The following is a 23,765-nucleotide window of genomic DNA, read 5'->3' on the forward strand; positions in this document are numbered from 1 at the left end:
ACGGCACGGGTAAAAGGGTGACAAAAATGCCCTTCTTCCCATGGTTCTCGCCGTCCGCCGGATCTAACCTGTGCGCCATGGAAACAGCCGTCGCGCCGGCCGATCCCGGCGCGCTGGAGCGACTGACCGTCACCGTGGGCGATCACCGCCACAGCGCGCTCGCGGCCGGGCCCGCGTCGGGTGAACTGGTCCTCCTGCTGCACGGCTGGCCCGAGTTCGCCGACGCCTGGACCGAGCAGCTGCACGCGCTCGGCGAGGCGGGCTACCGCGCGCTGGCCGTCGACCAGCGGGGGTTCGCGGCGGGCGCGCGCCCGGACGGCGTCGCGCACTACACACTGGACCACCTGGTCGGGGACGCCTTGGCGTTCGCCGACGACCAGGGCGCGGACCGCTTCCACCTGGTGGCCCGCGACTGGGGCGGCATGGTGGCGTGGGCCCTCGCGGCGGCCCACCCGGACCGCCTCCGGTCACTGACGGTGCTCTCGACGCCCCACCCCTCGGCCCTCCAGCGGGCAATGGCCACCGACGACGGCCAGTTCCACGACCTGGGTTACATCCGCTTCTTCCGCCGCGCGGACGGCAAAGCCGAGAAATACCTCTTACGCGACGAAGCCGCGCAATTACGGGCCGTCTACAGCCGCCGCATCCCGGAAGCGGTCGTCGAGGGCACGGTGACCCGCCTTTCCGAACCGGGCGCACTGACGGCGACGTTGAACTGGTACCGCGGAGCGACGAACGACGAGTTCGACATTCCCGCGGGCCGCATCAGGGTCCCGACGCTGTACCTATGGGGCCGCGAAGACCCGTACCTCGGCCAGAGCGCGGCGGAGCAGACCGTCCACCACATCGACGCGGAGTACCGCTTCCAGATCATCGAGGGCGCCAGCCAGTGGATGGCGATGGAGGTGCCGGACGAGGTGAGCGCCCTGCTGCTCGACCACGTCCAGCGCCACTAGGCCGCCGGCGGGCGCAGTGCGTCCAGCAGCAGGTCCGCGTAGTGGTCCCCGATCTGCCGGGCCGTCAGCGAGCCGCTCCGCCGGTACCAGGATCCCAGGTGGTGCACCGACCCGAAGAAGAAGTCCACCACCACGTCGGCCGGCTTGTCGGTGCGGAACTCCCCCGATGCCTGGCCCTCCTCGACCAGCCCGCGGAAGCGCTCGTGGTACTTGCGCCGCTCCGCGCGGACCGCCTTCTGCTTGTCCGGGGACAGCTGGTGCATCGACTGCAGGAAGATCGTGTTGTCGTCGAGGTTGTCGATGCTCGACACCACCACGTCGGACGCCGCCGCCGCGAGGCGCTCGCGCAGCGGGGCGCCCGAGGACGCCACGCTCTCCAGCTGCCTGGTCTGCTCGCGCAGGACGCGCGCGTAGATCTCGTACAGCAGGTCGTCCTTCGAGCCGAAGTAGTGGTACATCGCGCCCTTGGTGACGCCCGCCGCCTCGACGATCTCCTGGACCGATGTGCGGTCGAAGCCCTTCTTGGCGAACAGCTTCGTGGCGTGCTCCAGCAACCGCCGGGGCACGGCGGCCTGGTCGTCGCCGGTGGCCTCGCCCGGCTTGCGGGTGCTTGCTCGAGTCACGCAGGACCCCCTCTCAGGACGCACCAGGATAACGCCACGACAGGAACCGCCGCGGGTTGTCCACGAGCATCGTCGTGATGTCCGCTTCGGACACCCCGCGCTCCCGCAGCGCCGGCAGCACGTCCCGGGTGATGTGCAGGTAGTGCCAGTTCGGCGCGATCACCGGCAGCTGCGCCGCGGGCAGCCAGTCGATGTAGCAGGACGCGTCGTGCGAGAGGACCATGCTGCCCGCGTACCCGCGTTCGCACAGCGCGGCCACCGTGTTCACCCGCTCCTCGAACGGCAGCAGCAGGTCCAGGCCGAACCGGTCCATCCCCAGCAGCGAACCGGAGTCCGCGAGCTCGGTCAGGTAGCCCAGGTCCGCCGAGTCGCCCGAGTGCCCGATCAGCACCCGGGTCAGGTCGACGCCCTCGGCCGCGAAGATCTCCTGCTGCTCCAGCCCGCGCCGGGTGCCGGCGTGCGTGTGCGTCATGATCGGCGCACCCGTTTCGACGTGGGCCTGCGCCACCGCGCGCAGCACCCGCTCGACGCCCGGGGTCACCCCCGGTTCGTCGGTGGCGCATTTGAGCAGGCCGGCCTTGACACCGGTGTCGGTGATGCCGTCCCGGATGTCCCCGACGAACATCGCGACCAGCGGGTCCTCGCCCTGCAGCAGCGTTCCCGGCCCGCGGAAGTGCAGGTAGTGCGGCACATCGTGGTACGTGTACAGCCCGGTGGCGACGACGATGTTGACGTCGACCTCGGCCGCGACCCGTTGCACGCGCGGGATGTAGCGGCCCAGGCCGATCACCGTCGGGTCGACGATCGTGTCGATCCCGGCTTCCTTGAGCTCCTTCAGGCGCCGGATCGCTTCCGGGACGTGCTCGTCCTCGCGGAACCCTTCGTGCTCCGGGTAGTTGGCGGCGAATTCCGGGCTCAGCACGAAGAGGTGCTCGTGCATGAGCACCCGGCCCAGCGCCTCCGGCGCGATCGCGCCGCGGACCGTTTCGACCATCAGCCACGCGCCCGCAGCTCGCGGCGCAGGATCTTGCCGCTGGTGGTCTTCGGGAGCTCGTCGAGGACCTCGACGGTGCGCGGGTACTTGTAGGCGGCGAGCCGTTCCTTGCACCAGGCGACCAGTTCCGCGGGATCGGCGGTCGCCCCCGGCGCCGGGCTGACGTACGCCTTCACCGTCTCGCCGCGGTACTCGTCCGCGATCCCGACGACGGCGGCTTCCCGCACCGCCGGGTGGGTGTACAGCACGTCTTCGACCTCGCGCGGCCAGACCTTGAAGCCGGACGCGTTGATCATGTCCTTCTTGCGGTCCACGACGTAGACCCAGCCGCGGTCGTCCATGAACCCGATGTCGCCGGTGAGCAGCCGCCCGCCGGGCAGCGCTTCGGCGGTGGCGTCCGGGCGGTTCCAGTAGCCCGAAACGACCATCGGGCCCTCGACGGCGATCTCGCCCGCCTGGCCGGGCGGCAGTTCCTCGCCGTTCTCCCCGAGGATCCGGACGATCGTGTCCGGCACCGGCAGGCCGATCGAGATCGTGCCGGAGTCCGGGTCGATCGGCGCTTCGAGGGTGCCGGGGACGACGACGCAGCCCGCCGTGGTCTCGGTGAGGCCGTAGCCGTTGTGGATGTAGTGCCGGGTCTTCGCCCGGAAGGCCTCGACGACCGCGGGCGGCAGGGCGGCGCCGCCGGAGTACAGCAGCGCGAACGAGGCGAAGTGCTCGCGGCTGAACGACGGGTGCGCCATCAGCGCCATGTAGGCCGTGGACGGCCCGACCGTGTACGACGGCTGGTGCTCGAGGAAGGCGTCGAGCACGACACCGGGTTCGAAGCGGTAGGCCAGGGCGAGGGTGCCCTCGATGTCGATCGCGGACCCGAGCTCGCACACCATGCCGGTGATGTGGAACAGCGGCGCGAGCCCGAACAGCGTCGACCCGGCGGGCAGGCCGCTGAACGAGCCGAGCGCGGCGGCGTTGGTGCCGACGTTGCCGTGGGTGTTGGTGGCGCCCTTCGGCGTGCCGCTGGTGCCGGAGGTGTAGCTGATCAGCGCGGTGTCGTCGAGGGCGAACGCCGGTTCCGGCGGCTTCGGCCCCGGGGTCGCCGCGGCTTCCAGCAGCTCGGTCGCGCCCGGGGTCGCCTCCGGCTCGACCTTGGCCAGTACGCGCTCGTCGTCGCGGGTCTGGAACTCGAGTTCGCTGGTGGTGAGCCCGATGCCGACGCCGTTCGCGGCCGCCGTCTCACCGATGTAGGCGTTCCAGCCGCGCTGCGAGCAGACGACCGCTTTCACGCCGGCGTCGGTGAACACGTGCGTGAGCTCGCGTTCGCGGTACATCGGGTTGACCGGCACCACGATCCCGCCCGCTTTCCAGGCGCCGAGCAGGGCGATCACGAACTGGGGGATGTTCTGCAGCACCAGGGCGAGCCGGTCGCCGCGGGCGAAGCCGTGTGCCGCCAGGTACCGGGCGACGCCGTCGGAGAGCTCGTCGACCTGGCGGTAGCTCAGCCGCCCGTCGAAGTACGCGATCGCGACCCGGTCCGGGACGTGGTCCACGGCCCGGCGGAACGACTCGGGCAGCGTCGTCCGGCGCACCGGCTCCGCGGCTCGGACCCGTTCGTCGTAGCTCGCGAGCCAGGGCTTCGCGTCGTACCAGCTCATCCAGTGACCTCCTTTGGACACCGACCGGTCGGTATGCCGACGCTAGGAGGCGGTGGCGGCCCGCGTCAAGTCCCGCACGGGTACGCCGAAATTGCGCACGACAATTCCTGTGCGCGAACACAACGACCGAACAACGCAGCCAGAAGCCGCCGTCACAGGGGTACACGTACCACGGTTCGAATTGGTTCAGCTCTTCTTTTTCGCACCGGTCACACTGGACAAACCCCAGGTCCACCCGCCACCATGGTCGTCGGCGACCAGATTGGACCGCCCCATCAGATAACCCTGCCGTATCCCCCGAAGGCGGCGGAGTGCCCATATGTTCACGCTAACCAACGCACGAAAACGGAGTCATTCATGCCTGCTTCCGGTGGACGACACCGCCTGTCCCGGCGGACGAAGATCGCGACCGGGGCCTTCGCCCTCGCGATCGCGGGCGGGGCGCTGGCGGTCGCCACGACCTTCGGCGACCCCGGCGCCGCCAACGCCGCCTCGGGCGGCCAGGCCGCCGTCGGCCAGATCAGCTGTCCCGACGTGGCGAGCAAGCTCCCGGCCATCCCGGCGCAAGCACAGGCCGAGGTGCAGCGCAACCTCGAGCTGCTGAACACCCAGATCGACGAAGCCAACAGCCGCCTGCGCACGACCGTCGGCCAGGGCGGCCCGAACTTCGTCCAGAACGCCATCCTCGGCCCGCTGGCGGACAAGCGGAAGTCCACGATCGACCGCATCGCCATCTCGATCGGGCGCCGGGCCGAGAAGCCGCAGGGCCTCGACAGCCTGGCCACCTGTTCGGTGGGCGGCCAGGCCGGCGCGCCGGCACCGGCCCAGGGCATCGGCAACGGCGGCCAGAGCGGCAACACCGGGAACACCGGCAACAGCGGCCAGAACGGGAACACCGGCAACGCCGGGGCCGGCCAGATCTCCTGCCCCGACGTGGCGAGCAAGCTCCCAGCCATCCCCGCCCAAGCCCAAGCGGAGGTGACCCGCAACCTCGAGCTGCTGAACACCCAGATCAACGAAGCCAACAACCGCCTGCGCACGACCGTCGGCCAGGGCGGCCCCAACTTCGTCCAGAACGCCATCCTCGGCCCGCTCGAGGACAAGCGGGTGGCAACGATCAACCGGATCGCCACCGCCATCGGCCGCACCGCGGCCAAGCCGCAGGGCCTCGACGCACTCGCGCCCTGCAGCCGGTGACCACCCGGGTCCGGCGGGGGGTGCGCCCCGCCGGACCCGCGTCTCACCGGGCCAGCAGCGCGCTGATCCGCAGGAAACCCCGCGCGGTCATCGTCACCCGCACCTGCGTGGTGACGACCGGGTCGAACGCGAACGACGTCGGGTCGTTCGAGCCGGTCCCCCACGTGATCCGCAGGTTCCGCACCGGCTCGAAGCCCCGGGCCGTGCGGTACGCGACCTCGACCGCGACCGGCAGCGCGAGCTTGGCGTCCACCACGAAGTTCGCCGTCACGGCCGCGATCCGCTGGGCCGACGGCCAGGCGAGTGACACCCAGTCCTCGGCCCGGGGCCTGCTCACCGCGTTCAGCGTCGCCGTCGCCGGCTTCGAGTAGTGGTTCGACCAGCCGGTGGCCGGGTTCCCGTCCAGCATCGCCGACGGCAGCGTGTCCGGTGCGCCCGAGTAGCTCGCGTCCGCGGTCGAGACGACCGGGATGGGGACGACCTCGACCGCGCGCGCTCCCGGGCCGTGGCGCTGCCCGAGCGGCGTGCCGGGGAAGGTCAGCTTCCCCGGTACCAGGCCCGGCGCGCTCGCGGTGACCGTGATCGGGCCGCGCCCGCCGGTCGCCGCGATCACGGCCACGGCCAGCCCGTGGAACGCCGGGATCGTGGGCTGCTGGTACCCCTGAGCGAGTTCCTGCCGTCCGTTGTCGACCCCGGCGACCCGGCCGGGCCCGGCGACGGTGAACCGCAGCACCGGTTCGGCGCCGGGCACGACGACCCCGTTGGCGTCCACCACCGAAGCCGTCACGAACGTCATCGCGCCGGCCACCACCCCGCCACCGGGCGCGTCGACGCCGAGCCTGACCGCGCGCGGCGGGCCGGCCGTGACCAGCTCGTCTCGCGCCACCTCACGGCCGCCCGCGCGGGCGATCGCGGTCAGCGTGCCGGGTGCGAACGGCACGGTCCAGGTCAGGTGCAGCTTGCCGGTGCCGCCGTTCGGGCTGGTGTAGCTGCCGGATGGAGCGTTCTTGTCGTCACCGGCCGGTTCGCTCGTCTCCAGGTACGGCCGTCCGTCCACTGTGGTCTTGCGGTCGAACTTCCGGACGCCGAGCGACTTCCCGTTGAGCACCAGCTCCACGGTGTCCACAGTGGAGTAGACCCAGACCGCGACGGACTCGCCGGGCCGGTGGTTCGTCCAGTCCATCGGGGTCAGGTGCACCATCGGCGCGGTCGTCCACTGGCTGCGGAACAGGTGGAAGGCGTCCTTGGGCAGGCCGGCGCTGTCGACCGCGCCGAAGAAGGACGTCTTGACCGGGAAGACGTCGTACGGGGTCGGTTCGCCGAGGTAGTCCTGCCCGGCCCAGAGGAACTGGCCCTGGCAGTACTTCCGGTCGCGGTCCTTCTTCAGCGAGTACTCGCCGCTCAGCGTCCACGGGGCCAGGTTGTTGTCGTAGGAGGACGTCGCCCGCTTGCCCGGGGTGTGGTTCTCACCGGTGTTGAGCAGCTCCGGTTCCTGGTAGAACCCGCGCGTCGAGGTCTCCGACGACGTCTCCGACTCGAAGAAGAACTTGTCTGGGTACCGCTGGTGCAGCCCGTCGACGGACTCGGCGTTGTTGTAGTTGACGCCGAGGCCGTCGAGCTGCTGCAGGATGAGGTCCTGCGGCGAGCCCGGCGCGGGCACACTGCGGTAGCGGTCGGTGCCCATGACGACCGGCCGGGTCGGATCGATCGCCCGGACGGCGGCGATCAGTCCCGCCGCGATCTCCGGGCCGCCCGCCATCGACGCGTCCGGCACCTCGTTGCCGATCGACCACAGCACCACCGCGGGCGAGTTCTTTGCCGCGTGCACCATTTCGGCGATGTCGCGCCCGCTCCACTCGTCGAAGTCACGGTGGTAGTCGTAGGCGAGCTTGCCGGTCCGCCAGCAGTCGAACGCCTCGACCATCAGGAGGATGCCGAGCCGCTCGCAGACCGTCACCAGCTGCGGGTCCGGCGGGTTGTGCGCGGTCCGCACCGCGTTGACGCCCATCGCGAGCATCAGGCGCAGCTGGTGCTCCAGCGCGGCCGGGTCGATCACCGCACCCAGCGCGCCCTGGCTCGCGTGCAGGTTGACCCCGCGCAGCTTCATCGGCTCGCCGTTGAGCGAAAAGCCGTTGTCCGGGTGGAATTCGGCGTGGCGGAAGCCGAAGTCGACCGTGGTCGTGTCGAGCACGCGGCCGCCCACGACGACGTCGGTGCGCACCCGGTACAGCCGGGGTGCGCTCGTCGACCACAGCTGCGGCCGCTCGACCCGCGGCGTGGTCGCCGCCTTCGCCTTCACACCGGCGGGGACCGCCACGCTCGTCGTGCCGGTCGCCACCGCGCGGCCCGCCGGATCGGTGACCGTCGTGCGCACCTCGGCGGTGACCGCGGCCCCGGAGTCGTTGGCGACGTCGGTGACCACCCGCACGGTGCCCCGGCCGGCCGCGATGTCCGGTGTGGTGACGAACGTGCCGTGCCGGGCGACGTGCACCGGGTCGGTGACGACCAGCCGGACGCGGCGGAAGATCCCGCTGCCGGAGTACCAGCGGCTGCTCGGCAGCGGGTTCGTCGCCCGCACGGCGAGCACGTCCGGCGTCCGCCCGTCGGTGTGCAGCGCTGCGGTGAGGTCGAAGGCGAACCCGGTGTAGGCGTACGGGTGGTGGCCGAGCAGCTCGCCGTTCAGGTACACGTGGGCGTCCGAATAGACGCCGTCGAACTCCACCGACACCCGACGGCCGGCGAGCGACGGCGGCAGCGTGAACGCCTTGCGGTACCAGCCGAGCCCGCCGCGGAAGAAGCCGGAACCGCTGTCGGTGCCCTGCTCCGTCGGCGGGAGCTCGATGCTCCAGTCGTGCGGGACGTCGACGATCTGCCACGCCGAGTCGTCGAAACCGGGCTCCGCCGCGTCGGCGAAGCGGCCGCCGGGATCGGTGACGCCGTCGGGGTTGGCGAGGGCGAACCGCCAGCCGGTCGTGAAATCGCTTTCTCGCGCCGCGGACGGCGGCGCGATCACTTCGGCGGCCCGCGCGACCGGCACGACGGCCGCCGTGGCGACGGCGGCGCCCGCCCCACCCAGCACGACTCGTCTGCGGAGACCACTCGGCTCTTCGTCCGGCATCGGGTGAGCCCCTTCCAGCGCGGCGATGTGCGGGCGGAAAGCACTATGGCACGGGGGTTTCCGGACGACCAACCGGTTCGACTATTTCGAACCCGGCCACTTCCGTTGAGCCAAGCGACCGCTTAGTATGGTGCCGACCCCAAGGAGGCGGTTATGTCCACAGTGGATGGAGTGCGGTACGAGGCGGACGGCGCGGTCGCGACGTGCACCTTCGACAGGCCGGACCGCAGCAACGCGATGGACATCCCGATGCAGGCTCGCTACGGCGCCCTGCTGCGGCAGGCGGACGCGGATCCGGACGTCCGCGCGGTGGTCGTCACCGGGGCCGGCCGGGCCTTCTGCCCCGGCGCCGACCTGGGCCTGCTGGAAACGGTCGCCTCCCGGCCGCCGGCCGAGGGCAACGTCCGCGACGTGCTGGCGGCGACCACGGCGGGCGTCCCGGTGGTGGCGGCGATCAACGGCGGCTGCGCCGGCCTGGGGTTCGTCATCGCGTGTTCGGCGGACGTCCGGTTCGCGGCCGCGGGTGCGAAGTTCACCACGGCGTTCGCCCGCCGGGGCCTGATCGCCGAATACGGCATCGCGAAGCTGCTCCCGGAGCTCGTCGGCCGGGGTCGGGCCCGCGACCTGCTGCTGTCAGGGCGGACGTTCACCGCGGAGCAGGCGCTGGAGTACGGCCTGGTCCAGGAGGTCGTCCCGGCCGGGGAGCTGGCCGGGCACGCCCACGCGTACGCGACCGAGCTGGCGACCTACAGCGCTCCGCGGTCGATGGCGGTGATGAAGGAGCAGTTCGCCCGGGAAGCGCTGCTGCCGCTCCCCGAGGCGGCTCGCGAGGCGGCCGCGTTGATGCTCGAGTCGTTCGGCCATCCCGAGCTGGCCGAGGGGCTGGCCAGCTGGAACGAGCGCCGTGCACCGCGGTTCCCACCCCACCGATGAGTTCTCGGCGCCGCGGCCGTCAGTACCGGTATGGCCAAGTTGCTCTACGCGTTCAGCTGCTCGATCGACGGGTTCATCGCCGGCCCGGGCGGCGACATGTCCTGGTTGACCCCGTTCCTGGGGCCACCGCCGGCGGACCTCCTCCCCCGCATCGGCGCGCTGCTGGTGGGCCGCCGCACCTTCGACGGCGACGACCCGCACAAGGGCGGCCCGGGTGAAGGGAAGGCGTTCGGCGGCGGCTGGGAGGGGCCGCAGGTGGTGCTGACCCACCGCGCGCCCGGCCCGGTCCCCGGCGTCACGTTCGCCGCCGACCTGGCAACGGCGGTGTCCATGGCGAAGGCGGCGGCCGGCGACAAGTACGTCAACGTGCTCGGGGCGGAGGTGGCCCGGCAGTGCCTGGAGGCCGGCGTGCTGGACGAGATCCTGGCGTTGCCGGTGCCGGTGCTGCTCGGGAGCGGGGTGCGGGTCTTCTCGCGGACCGGCCCGCCGGTCCGCCTTTCCCCGGTGGGACCTTCCTGGTACCGCGTCGAGTACTGACGAGCCGGCGGAATTCGTCGATTCGCCTGCTCCGGCGCGGTGCCCGGCGTTCGGGTGCTCGCCGCAGGGTTGCGATTTCCCGAGAGGTCCCCCGCCGGTACCGCCACTGACCGCCGGACTCTCAGAGATCTCCCAGGAACTCCCAGGAACCGGCCAGGCGGGTCGGCCACGCTCGCCGCATGACGATCGAAATCCGGGGCCTGACCAAGCGGTACGGGCCCGACACCGTGGTGGACGACCTGTCGTTCACCGTCGCACCCGGGCAGGTGACCGGGTTCCTCGGGCCCAACGGCGCCGGCAAGTCCACGACCATGAAGATGATCGTGGGACTGGCCGCGCCGACGCGGGGCTCGGTCACCGTCGGCGGGCGGCGCTACCGGGACCTCCCGGTGCCGCTCACCGAGGTGGGCGCGTTGCTCGACGCGGGTGCCGTGCACGGCGGCCGGAAGGCCGCCGACCACCTGCTGGCCCTCGCGGTGAGCAACGGCCTCCCCCGGCGCCGGGTCGGCGAGGTGCTCGCCAGGACCGGACTGGACGGCGTGGCGGGCAAGCGGGCGGGCGGGTTCTCCCTCGGCATGCGGCAGCGGCTCGGCATCGCCGCGGCGCTGCTCGGCGACCCGCGGGTGCTGATCTTCGACGAACCGGTGAACGGACTCGACCCCGAAGGCATCCGCTGGATCCGGGGCCTCATGCGCTCGCTCGCCGCCGAGGGCCGGGCGGTGCTGGTGTCCAGCCACCTGATGGGCGAGATGGCACAGACCGCCGACCACCTGGTCGTCATCGGACGGGGGCGGCTCGTCGCCGACACCGCCGTGCGCGAGCTCGTGCGTGGCGAGGGCACCGTGCTGGTCCGCACGCCCGAGCCGGGCTTCGCGCGGCTGCTGGTCACCGCCGGGGCGGCCGTGCGGGAAGGGACCGAGGCCGCGCTCGTCGTGTCGGGCCTGACCAGCGTGGAGATCGGCAAGCTGGCGGCCTACCACGGCGTCGCGCTCGCCGAGCTCACCCCGCAGCGCGTCTCGCTCGAGGACGCCTTCATGGAGCTGACCAAGGACAGCGTCGATTACCAGGAGAGTGCCGGATGAGCGTGCCGTTCACCCGTTCCGTCCGCGCGGAGTGGGTCAAGCTGCGCAGCCTGCGCTCCACCTGGTACACCCTGGCGTGCCTGTTCGCGGCCGGGCTCGGCATCACCGCCCTCGCCCTCAACGCCGCCGCGAAGGACTACCCCGGCGACGAGCCGTGGGATCCGACCAACCGCAGCCTGACGTCGTACGTCGTCGCGCAACTGATCCTGGGGGTGCCCGGCATCCTGGTCGTCACGGGCGAGCACGCGACCGGCCTGATGCAGACGTCGCTGCTGGCCACCCCGCGCCGGCACCGGCTGCTGGCGGCCAAGCTGGTCGTGGCGGTGGCGATCGCTCTGCTGTCCGGCCAGGTGCTGATGTTCGCCGCCTTCGGGCTCGGCCAGGCCGTCCTCGCCGCCCACGGCCTTCCGCACGCCGGGATCGGCGATCCGGGCGTGCTCTCCGCCGTGACCGGCGGCGGGGTCTACCTCGCGGCGATCGCGCTGCTGGCGGCCGGGCTCGGCACGATCCTGCGCGCCACCGCGGGCGCGCTGGCCACCCTGGTCGGGATCGTCTTCCTGGTTCCCGCCCTCGCCGGCCTCTTCCCGGCGTGGCTGCGGGACCTCTTCCTGTACTGGCCGACACTCGGCGCGTCCGCGGTCCTGAAGACGGTGCCCGACCCGGACTTCCCGCACCCGTGGCTGAACCTGGCCGGGATGTGCGCCGGCGTTGCCGCCGTGCTGGCCGTGGCGTTCGTGGTCTTCCACCGCCGGGACGTGTGATGCGGGAGGTGGGCCGGGGCCTGCTGGCGGCCGCCGCCGCGGTGCTCGCCATGGCGGCGGTCGCCGCGGCCGGGCTGGCCCTCCTGGGCGCCGGCCGCGTCGGGGACTTCGGTGCGCTGACGGCGGCGGTCGTCGCGCTGGCCGCCGGCGGCTCGGTCGAGGCCGGCGCGGTCCCGGCCGGTGGCCTCCCCGTCGCCGTGCGGGGCGGCCTCGACGTGCTGCCGCTGGGAGTTTCCCTGACGGGCGCTGTGGTGCTGGGGGCGCTGCTGCTGCGGCGGCGACGGGGGACCGAGGTGCTCGTCCGCGGTGCCGTGGCGGCGGTGGCGCTGCCGGCGGCACTCGCCGTGATCGCCCTGCTGGCACGGGGACCGCTGAGGACGCCGGACCGCTTGACGGCGGGTGGCATCGGAGGCTGCGGGCGCGCCGCCGGTCCCGCGCGTCTCCCGCTCGCCGCCCGGTTCGAAGCCGGTTTCTCCGTGGCCGTCGGGCCGGTGGTGGTGGGTGCCGTGGCCGGCACGCTGGTGGTCATCGGGTGCTGCTGGCTCGTCACCCGGTTCCCCGGAGTGGCCGCCGGTGTGCGGGCCCTGCGGTGGCCGGCCGCCGGCTCGGCCGTGGTGTGCCTGGCCGCGGCCTGGACCTTCGGCGGCGCCGCGGCGGCCGGGGGCGTCCTGCTGGCGCTCCCCCAGCTGGTCTGCGCGGCCGTGCTGTCAGGGCTCGGCGTGCCCTGGACGCTCAGTTCCTCGGGCGGGTTCGCGTGCGCACTGCCCGCCGCGCCGATCGCACCGGGCGGGCCGCTGCTCGGGCCGGCGGCCGTAGTGTTGCTGGGCGCCGGCCTCGCCTTCGCGGCCGGGAGCCGGCTGCCCGGCGGACCGCTGCGCCGGGCCGCGGCACGCACCGCGCGGTTCGCTCCGGCCACCGCTGCCGTACTCGCCGTCATGGCGCTGCTGTCGCGGGTTTCCGCCGACGTCACCGTCGGCGCGTTCGGGTTGTCGCTGCCCGTTTTCGCCGCGCGGTTGACGGCGAACCCGCTGCACGCGCTGCTGGCCGGACTCGTGGGCGGCGCGCTGGCCGGGTTCACGGGCTCCCTGCTCGTCGACGCGATCTCCGTATCCTCGCGGGCATGGAAGCGATGACGTCCCGCCTGCTGGTGGTGGACGACGAGGCCACCGTCCGCGAGCTGCTCTCCGCCGCGCTGCGGTTCGCCGGCTTCCGGGTGACCTCGGCGGCCACGGCCCGCGAAGCCGTCGCCGCGGCCACGGCGGAGCCGCCCGACCTGGTGCTGCTGGACGTCATGCTGCCGGACATGGACGGCTTCGAAGTGGTCCGGCGGCTGCGCGAGCGGCACCCGGGCCACGGCACGCCGGTGCCAGTGCTGTTCCTCACCGCGCGGGACCGCCCGTCCGACAAGGTCACCGGCCTGTCCCTCGGCGCCGACGACTACGTGACGAAGCCGTTCGACCTGGCGGAGCTGATCGCGCGGATCCGCGCGATCCTCCGCCGGACCGCGGGCCACCCGGCGGGCGTGCTCGCCGTCGGCCCGCTCGCACTCGATGCCGAGGGCCACCAGGTGACGCGGGCAGGACAGGCGGTCCGGTTGTCCGCCACGGAATTCCGGTTGCTGCGCTACCTGATGGAGAACGCCGGGCGCGTGGTTTCGAAGGCGCAGATCCTCGACCGGGTGTGGCGTGAGGACTTCGGCGGCGACGCCGGCATCGTCGACACCTACATCTCCTACCTGCGCCGCAAGATCGACACCGGGGAGCCGAAGCTGCTCCACACCGTGCACGGCGTCGGCTACGTGCTGCGGGAGCCCCGGCGGTGAGGCGGCTTTCCCTGCGGACCCGGCTCCTGCTGTTCACCGCGGGCCTGCTCCTGGCCGGCCTGGCCCTGATCGGGACGCTGGTGTCCGATCAGCTGGAGCGCTTCCAGCTCGACCGCCTCGACGGCCAGCTGCGCTCGATGACCGAGCTCATCTCCCGGGCGGCGGGACCACCGCCGACCGCGAACCCGGCCGCGCGGCCCGACCTCGTCGACCCGGCGCTCGGGCTGTTCGGCACCCCCTACGTCGTGTACCTGGACGCGGGCGGCGCGGTGGCCGGTGGCCTCCGTTCGTCGAGAGTGGACGGTACGGCGCTCCCGCCGATCGACGCGCTGCGCGCGGTGCCGTCGGACGGCACCGCCGTCGACCTCGACGCCGCCGACGGGTCGCAGCGCTGGCGGGCCGTCGCCCGGCAGGCGGTGCGCTGGGGCGGGACGGTCGTTTCGGCCGCGCCGCTCGCCGAAGCCGACGCCACGATCGCCCAGTTGCGGACGAGCAGCCTGGTCACCGGCGGCGTGCTGCTGGTCATGCTGACCGCGGCCGGCTGGTTCGCGCTCGGCCGTGGCCTGCGCCCCCTGCGCCGCATCGAGCACACAGCGGCCGCGATCGCCGGTGGCGACCTCACCCGGCGCGTCCCGGACCTGGCACCGCCCGGCACGGAGATCGGGCACCTGGCCACGTCGCTCAACACCATGTTGAGCCAGCTCGAGCGGGCCTTCGCCGACCGGGCCGCGTCCGAGGCGCGGATGCGGGCGTTCGTCTCGGACGTCAGCCACGAGCTGCGCACCCCGCTGTTCGGCATCAAGGGTTCCACGGAACTCTACCGGCTCGGAGCCCTGTCCGGACCGTCCGATGTGGACGAGACGATGCGCCGCATCGAGCGTGAAGCCACCCGGCTCACGGCGCTCACCGAGGACCTGCTGCTGCTCGCCCAGCTCGACGAAGCGCCCGAGGAGCAGCTCGACCGGACGCCGATGGACCTGCGCACCCTGGCCGGCGACGCCCGCCACGACCTGCGAGCCCTCGACCCGTCCCGCGAGGTGTCCCTGACCGGCCCGGGCGGCGCCGGAACACCCGGCCCGGCCCCGGTCGACGCCGACGAAGCCCGTCTGAGGCAGGTGGTGACCAACCTGGTGGGCAACGCGGCCGCCCACACCCCACCGGGCACCCGGGTCCGCATCGGCGTCGGCACCGTGTCCGGCCGCGCGGTGCTGGAGGTGGCCGACGAGGGCCCGGGGATGACGGCCGAGCAGGCGAGCCGCGTGTTCGACCGCTTCTACCGGGTGGACCGCTCGCGGACGCGGACACCTGGCGCGGACGCCGGCCTGGGTCTGGCGATCGCCCGTTCCCTGGCCCGCGCCCACGGCGGCGACGTCGGGCTGGAGACCGCGGTCGGGGAAGGCGCGTGCTTCCGGCTCGAGTTGCCGTCGGCGGAGAACGAGGTTCCGTGATGACCCCGGCCGATCCGGCCCGGGTGCGCGGTGGCATCGCGAAACCGGCGCCACCCGGCTAGGCTCGAAAAGTCCGGCAGTTACGGTCACCGCGGCCCCAGGGGAGCCACCGACGTGGTCGAGACACACGACATCGTTCGCCCGCCCGCCGAGTTGAGCGCCGCGCTGGCCGCCATCGGCAGTGCGACCGCCAGCGGCGAGCTGAGCCGCATGGGCATCCGCAGCGCGTTCATCAGCGGCCCGGTCTCGGTCACCCCCGGCGTCCGCGTCGCCGGGCCCGCGCTGACGCTGCAGTTCCTGCCCAAGCGGGAGGACCTCTACCCCGTCGACGAGTACGAGGAGCCGGAAAAGCAGCTGCACCGCCACGTCATGTACCACGCGCAGCCCGGCGACATGATCGTCGTCGACGCGCGGGGCGACATGAGCAGCGGCGTGTTCGGCGAAATGATGCTGACCTACTTCAAGGGCCGCGGCGGGGCCGGCGTCGTCGTCGACGGGTGCCTGCGGGACACCGGCGAGGCCAAGGAGCTCGGCCTCGGGCTGTGGATCCGCGGCGCCACCCCGAACTTCCACGCCCAGACCGGCATCGTCCCGGCGGCCGTCAACGTCCCGGTGGCCTGCGGCGGCACGCTGGTCGAGCCGGGCGACATCATCGTCGCCGACGACGACGGGGCCGTGGTCGTGCCGGTCAAGCTCGCTCCCGACCTGGTGGCCCACGCGCAGGAACACGCGGAGTGGGAGGAGTTTTCCCGGATCCGCCTGGCCGAAGGCGGCGACCTGCGCCGGTACTACCCGCTGTCGGACGAAGCCCGGCCGGAGTACGAGCAGTGGCGCGCCGACCGGGCCCGGGACTAGCTCCACAGGCGGTCGTGGCTCGACTCCGTGTCCCAGTGGGTCGTCTCGGCGAAGAACACCGGGTCGCGGGGGTCGAGGTGGCGGCGCAGCAGTTCCTCGTTGAGGTCGCCGAAACCCAGTCCCGGGGTGTCCGGCACCGGGATGTGGCCGTCCGCGATCAGCGGGCCGGAGACGAGGTCGCTCCAGAACTCGACGTCGGCCGCGTGGTGTTCGAGGGCCAGGAAGTTCTCCGTGGCCGCCGCCAGGTGCACGCACGCCATCGTCGCGATCGGTGAGGCCGCCAAGTGCAGGGCCATCGCGATCCCGCGCTCCTGCGCGTGGTCGCCGATCCGCTTGGTCTCCGCGATCCCGCCCGCGGTCGCCGGGTCGGGGTGCACGACGCGGATGGCGCCGGTGTCCAGCAGCGGCCGGAAGCCGTCGAGCAGGTAGATGTCCTCCCCCGTGCACGTCGGGACGGCGACCGATTCGGTGAGCCGGCGCCACTGCCCGGTCAGCTGCCACGGGATCAGGTCCTCGATCCACGCCAGGGTGAACGGCTCGAGTGCCCGGCCGATCCGGATGCCCGAGTCGAGGGCGATGTGGCCGAAGTGGTCGGCGGCCAGCGCGACGTCGTAGCCGACCACCGACCGGACGATGTCCACGTAGGACACCAGGTGGTCGATGCCCTTCGCGGTCACCTGGATGCCGGTGAACGGGTGCATCGTGGTGACGTCCGCGCGGGCGCCCGGGGGCGCGATCAGCGCCCCCGGCACGTCCCACAGCAGGTCGATGCCCACGTCCATCTTCAGCATCGTGAACCCGCGCCGCTTGCGGTCGGCCAGCCGGGCGCCCATCTCGTGCGGGTCCGGCAGCGACGGCGTGTCCGCGTAGCAGCGGACCTCGTCCCGGAACCGGCCGCCGATCAGCGCGTACGCGGGCACGCCGTAGGCCTTGCCCGCCAGGTCCATCAGCGCCATTTCGACCCCGGACACCCCGCCGCCCTGGCGACCGTGGTGGCCGAACTGCTTGATCTTGCGGAAGATCTTTTCGACGTTGCAGGGGTTTTCGCCGACCAGCCTGCTCTTGAGCACGAGCGCGTAGGTGGCGCTGGCCTGGTCGCGCACCTCGCCGTAGCCGGCCAGCCCCTGGTTGGTGTCGATCCGGATGATCGACGAGCGGAACGGCACCCCGGTCAGGTTGGCCACCCGCAGGTCGGTGATGCGCAGGTCGCTCGGCCGGGACGCCGTCGGGACGTGTTCCTCGGTGATCATCCCTTCACGGCCCCCGCGGTGAGGCCCTCCGTCAGGAACCGCTGCCCGAACCCGTACATGAGCACGACCGGGACGCTGACCAGCAGCGAAGCCGCGGCCAGCTGCCCCTGCGGCACGACGTCGCCGAAGATCATCGACTGCATGCCGACCGGCAGCGTCTTGTACTCGTCCTTGGTGATGAACACGAAGGCGAACAGGAACTCGTTCCACGCGTTGGTGAGGGTGAACAGCGCGACCGCGAGCAGGCCCGGTTTGGCCAGCGGCAGCACGATCCGGCGGAACGCCCCGAGCCGCGTGCAGCCGTCGACCAGCGCGGCCTCCTCGAGGTCGGCCGGGATCGACTTGAAGTAGCCGACGAGCAGCCAGGTCGCGAACGGCAGGGTGAACGTCGGGTAGGCCAGCACCAGCGACCACAGCGAGTCGTTCAGCCCGATCCCGCTCATCAGCTGGTAGAGCGGGATGAACAGCAGCGCGCCCGGCATCACGTAGGTGAGCAGGATCGTCACCGTGAAGCTCTCCGAACCGCGGAACTTCAGCCGCGCCAGCGCGTAGCCGGCCAGCGCCGCGCAGACCAGGGCGATCACCGTGGACGCCACCGACACCAGCAGCGTGTTGACGTACCAGGTGCCGAACGCGTGGCCGGTGAACAGGTTGGTGAACTGCTCGGTGCTCCACGGCGTCGGCCACAGGTCGTCGGTGCGCGCGACGATCTGGTCGTCGGACTTGAAGGCCGTCACGGTCATCCAGTAGAGCGGCGCGAGCACGAAGAGCAGCAACGCCACCAGCGCGACACCCGAACCGGTGCCGCCGACCAGGCGCGCGGCCACCCGGTTGCCCCGCGTGGCGAGCATCGAGACGCCCCGGCCGACGGCCGCCGCGAGCAGGACGAAGACCCCCAGCACGGCGGCGGCCTTCCAGACGATGTGCGGTGACGCCCAGGCCAGCACGAGCGCCGACCCCCCGACGATCACCCACGGCAGCGCCCGGCGCTGGCCGTCGGTCAGCCGCCGTCGCCCCAGGTCGGCGGCGCCGGGCTGGTCGCTGCGCCGCATGATCCGCACCAGGATGACCACGAGGATCGCGATGACCGGCAGCATCACCAGCGTCACCGCGGCGCCCGCGCCCAGCTGCAGCTGCTGGATGGCCTTCGAGTAAGCCACCATCACGTACGGGGCGGTGGCGTCCCCCGGGCCGCCCTGGGTCATCAGCCAGATCAGGTCGAAGTTGTTGAACGTCCAGATCGACGACAGCAGCACCGTCACGATCATCACCGGCCGCAGCCCCGGCAGCGTGATGTGCACGAAGCGCTGCCACGGCGAGGCGCCGTCCACCATGGCCGCCTCGTGGAGACCGCTGTCGATGGCCTTGAGCCCGGCCAGGAACGTCACCGTGAAGAACGGGATGCCCTTCCAGACGTTGACCAAGATGACCGCCGGCATGGCCAGCGCGGGATCGGACAGCCACTCCGCCGGCCACTTGTCGACCAGCCCGACCGCGGCCAGTCCGGGCCCGATCCCGGTGTCGGTGAGCAGGACGTTGACGCTGCCGAAGATCGGGTCGAGCAGCGACCGCCAGGTGAAGGCCGTGACGACGGTCGGGATCACCCACGGCAGCAGGATCACCCCGGCGAGAACGGCCCGGCCGCGGCGCATGTGGTGCAGCATCAACGCCGCGATCAGCCCGAGTGCCACCTTGAAGATCTCGGCGTAGGCGGTGAAGACGAACGAGTTCAGCACGCCCTGGTGGAACAGGCCGTCGCCGATCAGGGCCGTGTAGTTGTCCAGCCCGACGAAGACCGTCTCCGCGCCGTGGCGTTCGGTGGTGCTGGTGATGACCGAGCCGACGATCGGGACGAGGATCAGGCCGGCGACCAGCAGCAGCGTCGGCCCGATGAACACCGCGGCCAGGCGCCAGTCGCGGCCGAGCAGCCGCTGCGACGGGGTGAGCGAGGACGACCCGCGCGGCGCCGGGCGGGCCGGCGCCGGACGGGCCGTCTTCGGACGGAGGGTGGTCATTGCCGGTAGCCCTGTTGCTCGAAGATCTGCACGATCCGGCCGTGCGTCGCGGCGACGGCTTCGGCCGGGCGCGTGCCCTGGATGACCGACTGCATCATGTCGGTCAGCAGGTACGCGGCGGTGGCGGCCTGCTCGCCGGGGCTCGGCGCCTGCGGGAAGGCATAGCCGGTGCGGGTTTTCACCGGCAGCGGCGCGCGGGTCTGCTCCCGCAGCGCGGCGAAGGCCGGGTCACCGGTGGTGTAGTACGGGTCGGAGTCCCACACCTTGTCCCACGAGGGGTTCACCAGGCACGGTGCTTCTTTCGCGACGCCGAGCAGGGCGCTCCCGCCCACCATGAACTTCGCGACCAGTTTGGCCAGCTCGGGGTTCTTCGCGCCCTTGAACACGACGAACGAGTTGGACTCGCCGAACGCGAGCGGCCGGTCGAGCGCCGGCCCGGTGGCCCCGTTGAACACGTGCGTGTTGGCGTAGACCGGGTTCTTCTTGGTCTTCGAGTCGGCGTAGACGCTGAACTGGTTGAGCGTCAGCCCCAGGATCTGGGCGAGCCAGTTCTCGTTGTTGCTCGAGTCGGTCCAGCTGCCGACCCCCGGTGGCAGCATCGGCGCGTACTTCGGATTCGTGTAGATGTCTCCGATGAACGAGACGGCGGCAACGGTTTCCGGCGAGTTGAACACCACTTTCGTGCCGGTGTTGTCCGCGATCGCCCCGCCGTAGCAGTTGATGACGTTGGCGATGAAGCCGTTGGCGTCGCCCGAGCGGTTCACCGTGAGCCCCCAGCCGAAGCGCCGCTTCGCCGGGTCGGAGACCGCCAAGGCGTTGTCGCGCAGCTCTTCCCACGAGTAGTAGGGCTTGAGCGGCAGCCCCTTCTCCGCGTACCAGTCCTTGCGCAGGTACATCCCGGTCGCGATGAAGTGGTACGGGATCGCGAACCAGCGGCCGTCGAACACGCAGTAGTTGTTCGCCTCCGTCGCGGGTTCCCCGTACAGCGCCTTCATTTCCGTGACCACGTCGGTGACGTCGGTGAGGGCGCCGAGGTTGTGGAGCTGGCCGACGAACCGCCGGTCGCTCACGAAGGCCAAGTCGCGGTTGGTGCCCGCCTTCACTTCGGCGTCCATCTTCGCGACCATGTCGCCGGCGTCGCCGGACACCAGGTCGTTGCGGACCGTGGTGCCGGTGGCCTGGGCGAACACCTGCAGCGACTTGTCCAGTGCCTTGTTGGCTGCTTCGGCGTAGAGCTTCTGCGAGAGCATCCCGACCGACCCGCCGCGGAGCGAGGCCGCCTGGTCGAGCAGCGCCTTGGGCACCTGGACGTCGACTTTGGGCGCGGGTGCCGGGTCGCTCCCGCAGCCGGCCAGGCCGAGCACGCCCAGCGCGCTCAGCCCGAGGAAGCTGCGCCTCGACCAGTCCGTTTTCTCTGCCATGACCACTCCTTTCGCGTCCGATCGGGCGGACGCGTGCCGACGGGGCGACGGTGCAACCGGCGGGACAGCACGACGAGTGCCGCGCTGTGGGTCGTGCATGCGGTGAGTGATGCGAATACTGGTGTGGGGAAGGGGAATCGGTGGTGAAGTGCGCCTAACGCCGCCGAGCGGCCCGCTTGCGTCGCTGTTCGTTTTCCGAGAGGAGCGTGGAGTAGTTGTTGCTCAGGTGCCGGCGCATCGCCGCGCGCGCCGCCTCCGCGTCGCGCGCCACGAGCGCTTCGTAGATCTCCGTGTGCTGGGCGGTGGCGCGGTGCAACCCGGACGGCGCCTCGTTGGTCACGCGCCGGCTGGCCGTGCCGAGCCAGCGGGCGGAGTACATGATCCGGTCGAGGATCCGGTTGTCGGCCGCGCGGCAGATCTCCATGTGGAATTCGTGGTCGACCTCGAGGTAGGCCTCGGGATCGGCTTCGAGCGCGGCCATCCGGCCGATCTCGTCCCTGAGCCGGTTCAGCGTTTCGTCGGTGACGCTGGCCGCGGCCATCGCGGCGAGTTCGGGCTCGAGCAGCGCGCGCATCTGGTGCAGTTCCCGCAGCAGCTCGTCGACGGTCTCGGGGGGCAGCCACTCGATCAGCAACGGGCTCAGGTAGTCCCACTCCGCGCGGGGGCGCACGACGACGCGGCGGCCCTGCGCGACGTCGACGATGTCGAGCGAGGCGAGGATCTTGAGCGTCTCCCGGGCGACCACACGGGACACACCGAACTCCTGGGAGATCTCGGTTTCCGACGGCGCCCGGCCCTCGTCGATTTCGCCGCGGACGATCCGCCGGGTCAGGTGAGCGGCCACCTGCACCGGGAGGGTCCGGACCTTGACAGCGTCCGGAGACTCTTGTCTCCTTGGCATGTCATCAGCTTATCGGACAAGTTGGACGTCGCATTAGTCCGTTCAGACGCACCACCCGGCGGCGGGAGAGCAATGCGGATCGTGAACGTCACGACGGCGGTGGTGGCCTACCACGGTGAGGCCACCCTGGTCCGGATCGACACCGACGAGGGGCTCAGCGGGTTCGGCGAAGCCAACCCCGACGCCGGCGCGGCCGCGGTGGTCGGGATGATCGGCTCCCTGGCCCCGCTGCTGATCGGCGAGGACCCGCGCAACGTCGAGCGGTGCTGGGAGAAACTCCGCCGCAGCAAGGTTTTCGCGGGCCCGCAGGGCGGGGTGTTCGTGATCGCGCTGTCCGGCATCGAGCTCGCGCTGTGGGACCTCGCCGGCAAGGCGGCCGGCCAGCCGGTGTACCGGTTGCTCGGCGGCAAGTTCCGCGACCGGATCCGCCTCTACGCCGACTGCGGCGACGGCGACGACCCGGCGGGCTCGGTCAGCGGCTGCGTCGACCGGGCCCAGCGGATGGTCGCCGAAGGCTTCACCGCCCTCAAGTTCGACATCGACGACCTGAGCCACCCGGCGAAGTTCGACGTCTTCAACCACACGATCAACGCGGCCGAGCTGCACTCGATGGTCTCCCGCGTGGCGGCGGTCCGGGAGGCGATCGGCCCGGACGTCGACCTGGCGATCGACCTCCACGCCCGCTACGACGTGCCGAGCGCGTGCCGGATTTCGTGGGAGCTCGAGCCGTTCGGCCTGATGTGGCTGGAGGAACCGCTGCCGGCGGAGAACGTCGACGCGCTGGTGCGGGTCCGCGCGCAGACCCGCACGCCGATCTGCGCCGGCGAAAACCTGTACCTGCGCTGGGGTTTCCGCGAGCTGCTCGAACGCGGCGCGGTGGACGTGATCGAGCCGGACGTCCCGAAGTGCGGCGGGCTGGCCGAGGCCAAGAAGATCGCCAACCTCGCGGAGCTGCACTACGTCCCGTTCGCACCGCACCTGGTGTCGACCCCGCTGGGCACGATGGCCACGTCCCACCAGTGCGCGGCGATCCCCAACTTCTACGTCCAGGAGTGGCACGCGTTGGAGGAGCGGGCGGTGTGGGACAGCTACGTCCACGCCCCGGACGGAAGCGGCTCGATCGTCAAGGACGGCTACATCACGCTCCCCGACTCGCCGGGCATCGGGGTGGAGCTGGACCTGGACGGCGTCCGGGCGCACGCTGTTGCGGGGTACGGCGTGTTCGAGTAGCGGTTTTCCGTTTCTGGGCAAGGAATTCACTCCCCCGAGTAGTTCTCGGGCCTTCGGCTGGCGGCGCCGGGTACCGGTCGCGAAGATCATCTTCGTTCCCGTCCCGACCTCCGAGGTGCGCCGCCGTGACCGAAGCGACGTTCGATCCCATCGCCGAGCTCTACGACAAGTTCGCCGAGCTCAGCCACGCCCGCTACCGGCAGTGGCTGGAACGGGTGCTGCCCGCCCGCGGCGGGCGGGCGATCGACCTGGGCTGCGGCGCCGGCCGCTTCCTCGGGCTGCTCGCCGAACGCTACGACGACGTCCTGGCCGTCGACGCCGCTCCCCGCATGATCGAGCTGGCCCGCGAACGGCACCCGCAGGTCCGGTACCGGGTCGGCGACCTGTGGGAGATCACGCCCGAGGCGGAGGGGACGTTCGACCTCGTCTTCAGCGTCAACACCCTGCACCACCTCGGCCCGGACCCGGCCGCGTACCTGGCGCACGTCCGCAGGCTGCTGCGCCCGGGCGGCCGGATCGCCGTCGTCGACTGCGTCCGGCACACCCCCGGCTGGGCGTCGACCCCGCCGGCCTACGGGCTGTACCGGTTTTCCCGCACGATGTCCGGTGCGATCCGGGCCGGAGTCGCCGGCCGCTCGCTGGCCGACGCGCTGGCCAGCTACCGGCTCCGCCGCCACCCGCAGTGGCGCAGCCTCGCGGCCCAGGCCCCGACGCTCACCCGCGCGGAGTTCCACCACCACTACACGGCGGCGTTCCCCGGCGCCGCCGTCAGCGACGCCCTCGACCCGTCCGTGTGCGCGATCGCGGGCGAAGTGAGCGGGCTGCCGCGGGCGCGCAACGCCGAGCCGCGGCGGACCGCCTGAAAACAGCCGCGGCCTCCCCCGGTTTATTCCCGGTGCGCCCGCTCGTCCCAGCAGTTGGCCGGTCCGGCCCGGCGCGTCCCGTCCGGCGCACACTACGGGCAGGAGCC

20 protein-coding genes are annotated in these 23,765 nt (G+C 71.9%); 12 read left to right on the plus strand and 8 right to left on the minus strand.

Translation table 11 applies throughout. The features are described 5' to 3' along the window. Positions 1–77: 77 nt before the first annotated feature. Positions 78–956: an alpha/beta hydrolase gene (locus tag ABZX11_RS34355; RefSeq protein WP_354921014.1), complete on the plus strand. Its 879-nt coding sequence runs from the start codon at positions 78–80 to the stop codon at positions 954–956. Here ABZX11_RS34355 and ABZX11_RS34360 read toward each other — a convergent pair. From ABZX11_RS34360 to ABZX11_RS34370, 3 genes are read right to left on the minus strand one after another with little or no spacing between them, the layout of a single operon-like run. After that, entirely contained in the window at positions 953–1,579 is a 627-nt protein-coding gene (locus ABZX11_RS34360; RefSeq protein ID WP_176170317.1) for a TetR/AcrR family transcriptional regulator, read from the minus strand. The two genes, ABZX11_RS34355 and ABZX11_RS34360, sit on opposite strands and share 4 nt — an antisense overlap. A gap of 13 nt (positions 1,580–1,592) precedes the next feature. After that, complete coding sequence (locus ABZX11_RS34365; RefSeq protein ID WP_354921017.1) at positions 1,593–2,573, minus strand: phosphotriesterase-related protein; 981 nt, start codon at positions 2,571–2,573, stop codon at positions 1,593–1,595. Then, positions 2,573–4,225, minus strand: coding sequence for an AMP-binding protein (locus tag ABZX11_RS34370; RefSeq protein WP_354921019.1), 1,653 nt, complete (start codon positions 4,223–4,225; stop codon positions 2,573–2,575). The genes ABZX11_RS34365 and ABZX11_RS34370 overlap by 1 nt, the downstream gene beginning before the upstream one ends. A 357-nt stretch (positions 4,226–4,582) precedes the next feature. On the opposite strand from ABZX11_RS34370, the gene ABZX11_RS34375 reads away from it, so the two are divergent. Then, the gene (locus ABZX11_RS34375) at positions 4,583–5,422 is read left to right on the plus strand and encodes a hypothetical protein (RefSeq protein WP_354921021.1); all 840 of its coding nucleotides are present in this window, start codon (positions 4,583–4,585) and stop codon (positions 5,420–5,422) included. Between the two features lie 43 nt (positions 5,423–5,465). Here the strand turns inward: ABZX11_RS34375 and ABZX11_RS34380 are convergent, their stop codons facing one another. Continuing rightward, positions 5,466–8,540, minus strand: coding sequence for a glycoside hydrolase family 2 TIM barrel-domain containing protein (locus ABZX11_RS34380; RefSeq protein ID WP_354921023.1), 3,075 nt, complete (start codon positions 8,538–8,540; stop codon positions 5,466–5,468). Between the two features lie 153 nt (positions 8,541–8,693). On the opposite strand from ABZX11_RS34380, the gene ABZX11_RS34385 reads away from it, so the two are divergent. The 8 genes from ABZX11_RS34385 to ABZX11_RS34420 all read left to right on the plus strand — a co-directional run bounded on the left by ABZX11_RS34385 (position 8,694) and on the right by ABZX11_RS34420 (position 15,978). Next, positions 8,694–9,473: an enoyl-CoA hydratase-related protein gene (locus tag ABZX11_RS34385; RefSeq protein WP_354921026.1), complete on the plus strand. Its 780-nt coding sequence runs from the start codon at positions 8,694–8,696 to the stop codon at positions 9,471–9,473. Positions 9,474–9,503: 30 nt separating this feature from the next. Then, the gene (locus ABZX11_RS34390; protein WP_354921028.1) at positions 9,504–10,010 is read left to right on the plus strand and encodes a dihydrofolate reductase family protein; all 507 of its coding nucleotides are present in this window, start codon (positions 9,504–9,506) and stop codon (positions 10,008–10,010) included. Between the two features lie 179 nt (positions 10,011–10,189). After that, a complete protein-coding gene (locus tag ABZX11_RS34395; protein WP_354921031.1) occupies positions 10,190–11,092 on the plus strand; it encodes an ATP-binding cassette domain-containing protein in 903 nt (300 codons plus the stop codon). Beyond that, positions 11,089–11,853, plus strand: coding sequence for an ABC transporter permease (locus ABZX11_RS34400; protein WP_354921034.1), 765 nt, complete (start codon positions 11,089–11,091; stop codon positions 11,851–11,853). The genes ABZX11_RS34395 and ABZX11_RS34400 overlap by 4 nt, the downstream gene beginning before the upstream one ends. Continuing rightward, positions 11,853–12,986 (plus strand): streptophobe family protein, encoded by a 1,134-nt coding sequence (locus tag ABZX11_RS34405; protein ID WP_354921037.1) that lies wholly within the window; start codon positions 11,853–11,855, stop codon positions 12,984–12,986. Before ABZX11_RS34400 ends, ABZX11_RS34405 begins: the two co-directional genes overlap by 1 nt. Next, entirely contained in the window at positions 12,983–13,675 is a 693-nt protein-coding gene (locus ABZX11_RS34410; RefSeq protein WP_354921076.1) for a response regulator transcription factor, read from the plus strand. Before ABZX11_RS34405 ends, ABZX11_RS34410 begins: the two co-directional genes overlap by 4 nt. After that, complete coding sequence (locus ABZX11_RS34415; RefSeq protein ID WP_354921040.1) at positions 13,672–15,123, plus strand: HAMP domain-containing sensor histidine kinase; 1,452 nt, start codon at positions 13,672–13,674, stop codon at positions 15,121–15,123. The genes ABZX11_RS34410 and ABZX11_RS34415 overlap by 4 nt, the downstream gene beginning before the upstream one ends. 114 nt (positions 15,124–15,237) lie before the next feature. After that, the gene (locus ABZX11_RS34420; RefSeq protein WP_354921043.1) at positions 15,238–15,978 is read left to right on the plus strand and encodes a ribonuclease activity regulator RraA; all 741 of its coding nucleotides are present in this window, start codon (positions 15,238–15,240) and stop codon (positions 15,976–15,978) included. On the opposite strand, the gene ABZX11_RS34425 is transcribed toward ABZX11_RS34420, so the two are convergent. The 4 genes from ABZX11_RS34425 to ABZX11_RS34440 form a co-directional block, all read right to left on the minus strand. After that, a complete protein-coding gene (locus ABZX11_RS34425) occupies positions 15,975–17,228 on the minus strand; it encodes a mandelate racemase/muconate lactonizing enzyme family protein (RefSeq protein ID WP_354921046.1) in 1,254 nt (417 codons plus the stop codon). The two genes, ABZX11_RS34420 and ABZX11_RS34425, sit on opposite strands and share 4 nt — an antisense overlap. Continuing rightward, positions 17,225–19,243 carry an ABC transporter permease subunit gene (locus ABZX11_RS34430; RefSeq protein WP_354921049.1) on the minus strand — a complete coding sequence of 673 codons (2,019 nt, stop codon included), beginning with the start codon at positions 19,241–19,243 and terminating at the stop codon, positions 17,225–17,227. Before ABZX11_RS34430 ends, ABZX11_RS34425 begins: the two co-directional genes overlap by 4 nt. Then, entirely contained in the window at positions 19,240–20,664 is a 1,425-nt protein-coding gene (locus ABZX11_RS34435; protein WP_176170331.1) for an extracellular solute-binding protein, read from the minus strand. Before ABZX11_RS34435 ends, ABZX11_RS34430 begins: the two co-directional genes overlap by 4 nt. Before the next feature lie 154 nt (positions 20,665–20,818). Next, entirely contained in the window at positions 20,819–21,565 is a 747-nt protein-coding gene (locus ABZX11_RS34440; protein ID WP_354921052.1) for an FCD domain-containing protein, read from the minus strand. Positions 21,566–21,637: 72 nt separating this feature from the next. Between ABZX11_RS34440 and ABZX11_RS34445 the strand changes: the two genes are divergently transcribed. Together ABZX11_RS34445 and ABZX11_RS34450 are read left to right on the plus strand one after the other, a co-directional pair. After that, positions 21,638–22,795, plus strand: coding sequence for a mandelate racemase/muconate lactonizing enzyme family protein (locus tag ABZX11_RS34445; RefSeq protein WP_176170332.1), 1,158 nt, complete (start codon positions 21,638–21,640; stop codon positions 22,793–22,795). 125 nt (positions 22,796–22,920) lie between these two features. Continuing rightward, positions 22,921–23,658, plus strand: coding sequence for a class I SAM-dependent methyltransferase (locus ABZX11_RS34450; RefSeq protein WP_354921055.1), 738 nt, complete (start codon positions 22,921–22,923; stop codon positions 23,656–23,658). Positions 23,659–23,765 lie beyond the last annotated feature (107 nt).

The sequence above is a fragment of the Amycolatopsis sp. NPDC004169 genome (assembly GCF_040610315.1).
Classification (GTDB): Bacteria; Actinomycetota; Actinomycetes; order Mycobacteriales; family Pseudonocardiaceae; genus Amycolatopsis.

Coding starts and splice junctions, on each gene's coding strand:
- ABZX11_RS34355 (WP_354921014.1), top strand. CDS start 78: ATGGAAACAGCCGTCGCGCCGGCCGATCCCGGCGCGCTGGAGCGACTG.
- ABZX11_RS34365 (WP_354921017.1), bottom strand. CDS start 2,573: ATGGTCGAAACGGTCCGCGGCGCGATCGCGCCGGAGGCGCTGGGCCGG.
- ABZX11_RS34370 (WP_354921019.1), bottom strand. CDS start 4,225: ATGAGCTGGTACGACGCGAAGCCCTGGCTCGCGAGCTACGACGAACGG.
- ABZX11_RS34375 (WP_354921021.1), top strand. CDS start 4,583: ATGCCTGCTTCCGGTGGACGACACCGCCTGTCCCGGCGGACGAAGATC.
- ABZX11_RS34380 (WP_354921023.1), bottom strand. CDS start 8,540: ATGCCGGACGAAGAGCCGAGTGGTCTCCGCAGACGAGTCGTGCTGGGT.
- ABZX11_RS34385 (WP_354921026.1), top strand. CDS start 8,694: ATGTCCACAGTGGATGGAGTGCGGTACGAGGCGGACGGCGCGGTCGCG.
- ABZX11_RS34390 (WP_354921028.1), top strand. CDS start 9,504: ATGGCCAAGTTGCTCTACGCGTTCAGCTGCTCGATCGACGGGTTCATC.
- ABZX11_RS34395 (WP_354921031.1), top strand. CDS start 10,190: ATGACGATCGAAATCCGGGGCCTGACCAAGCGGTACGGGCCCGACACC.
- ABZX11_RS34400 (WP_354921034.1), top strand. CDS start 11,089: ATGAGCGTGCCGTTCACCCGTTCCGTCCGCGCGGAGTGGGTCAAGCTG.
- ABZX11_RS34405 (WP_354921037.1), top strand. CDS start 11,853: ATGCGGGAGGTGGGCCGGGGCCTGCTGGCGGCCGCCGCCGCGGTGCTC.
- ABZX11_RS34410 (WP_354921076.1), top strand. CDS start 12,983: ATGACGTCCCGCCTGCTGGTGGTGGACGACGAGGCCACCGTCCGCGAG.
- ABZX11_RS34425 (WP_354921046.1), bottom strand. CDS start 17,228: ATGATCACCGAGGAACACGTCCCGACGGCGTCCCGGCCGAGCGACCTG.
- ABZX11_RS34430 (WP_354921049.1), bottom strand. CDS start 19,243: ATGACCACCCTCCGTCCGAAGACGGCCCGTCCGGCGCCGGCCCGCCCG.
- ABZX11_RS34435 (WP_176170331.1), bottom strand. CDS start 20,664: ATGGCAGAGAAAACGGACTGGTCGAGGCGCAGCTTCCTCGGGCTGAGC.
- ABZX11_RS34440 (WP_354921052.1), bottom strand. CDS start 21,565: ATGCCAAGGAGACAAGAGTCTCCGGACGCTGTCAAGGTCCGGACCCTC.
- ABZX11_RS34445 (WP_176170332.1), top strand. CDS start 21,638: ATGCGGATCGTGAACGTCACGACGGCGGTGGTGGCCTACCACGGTGAG.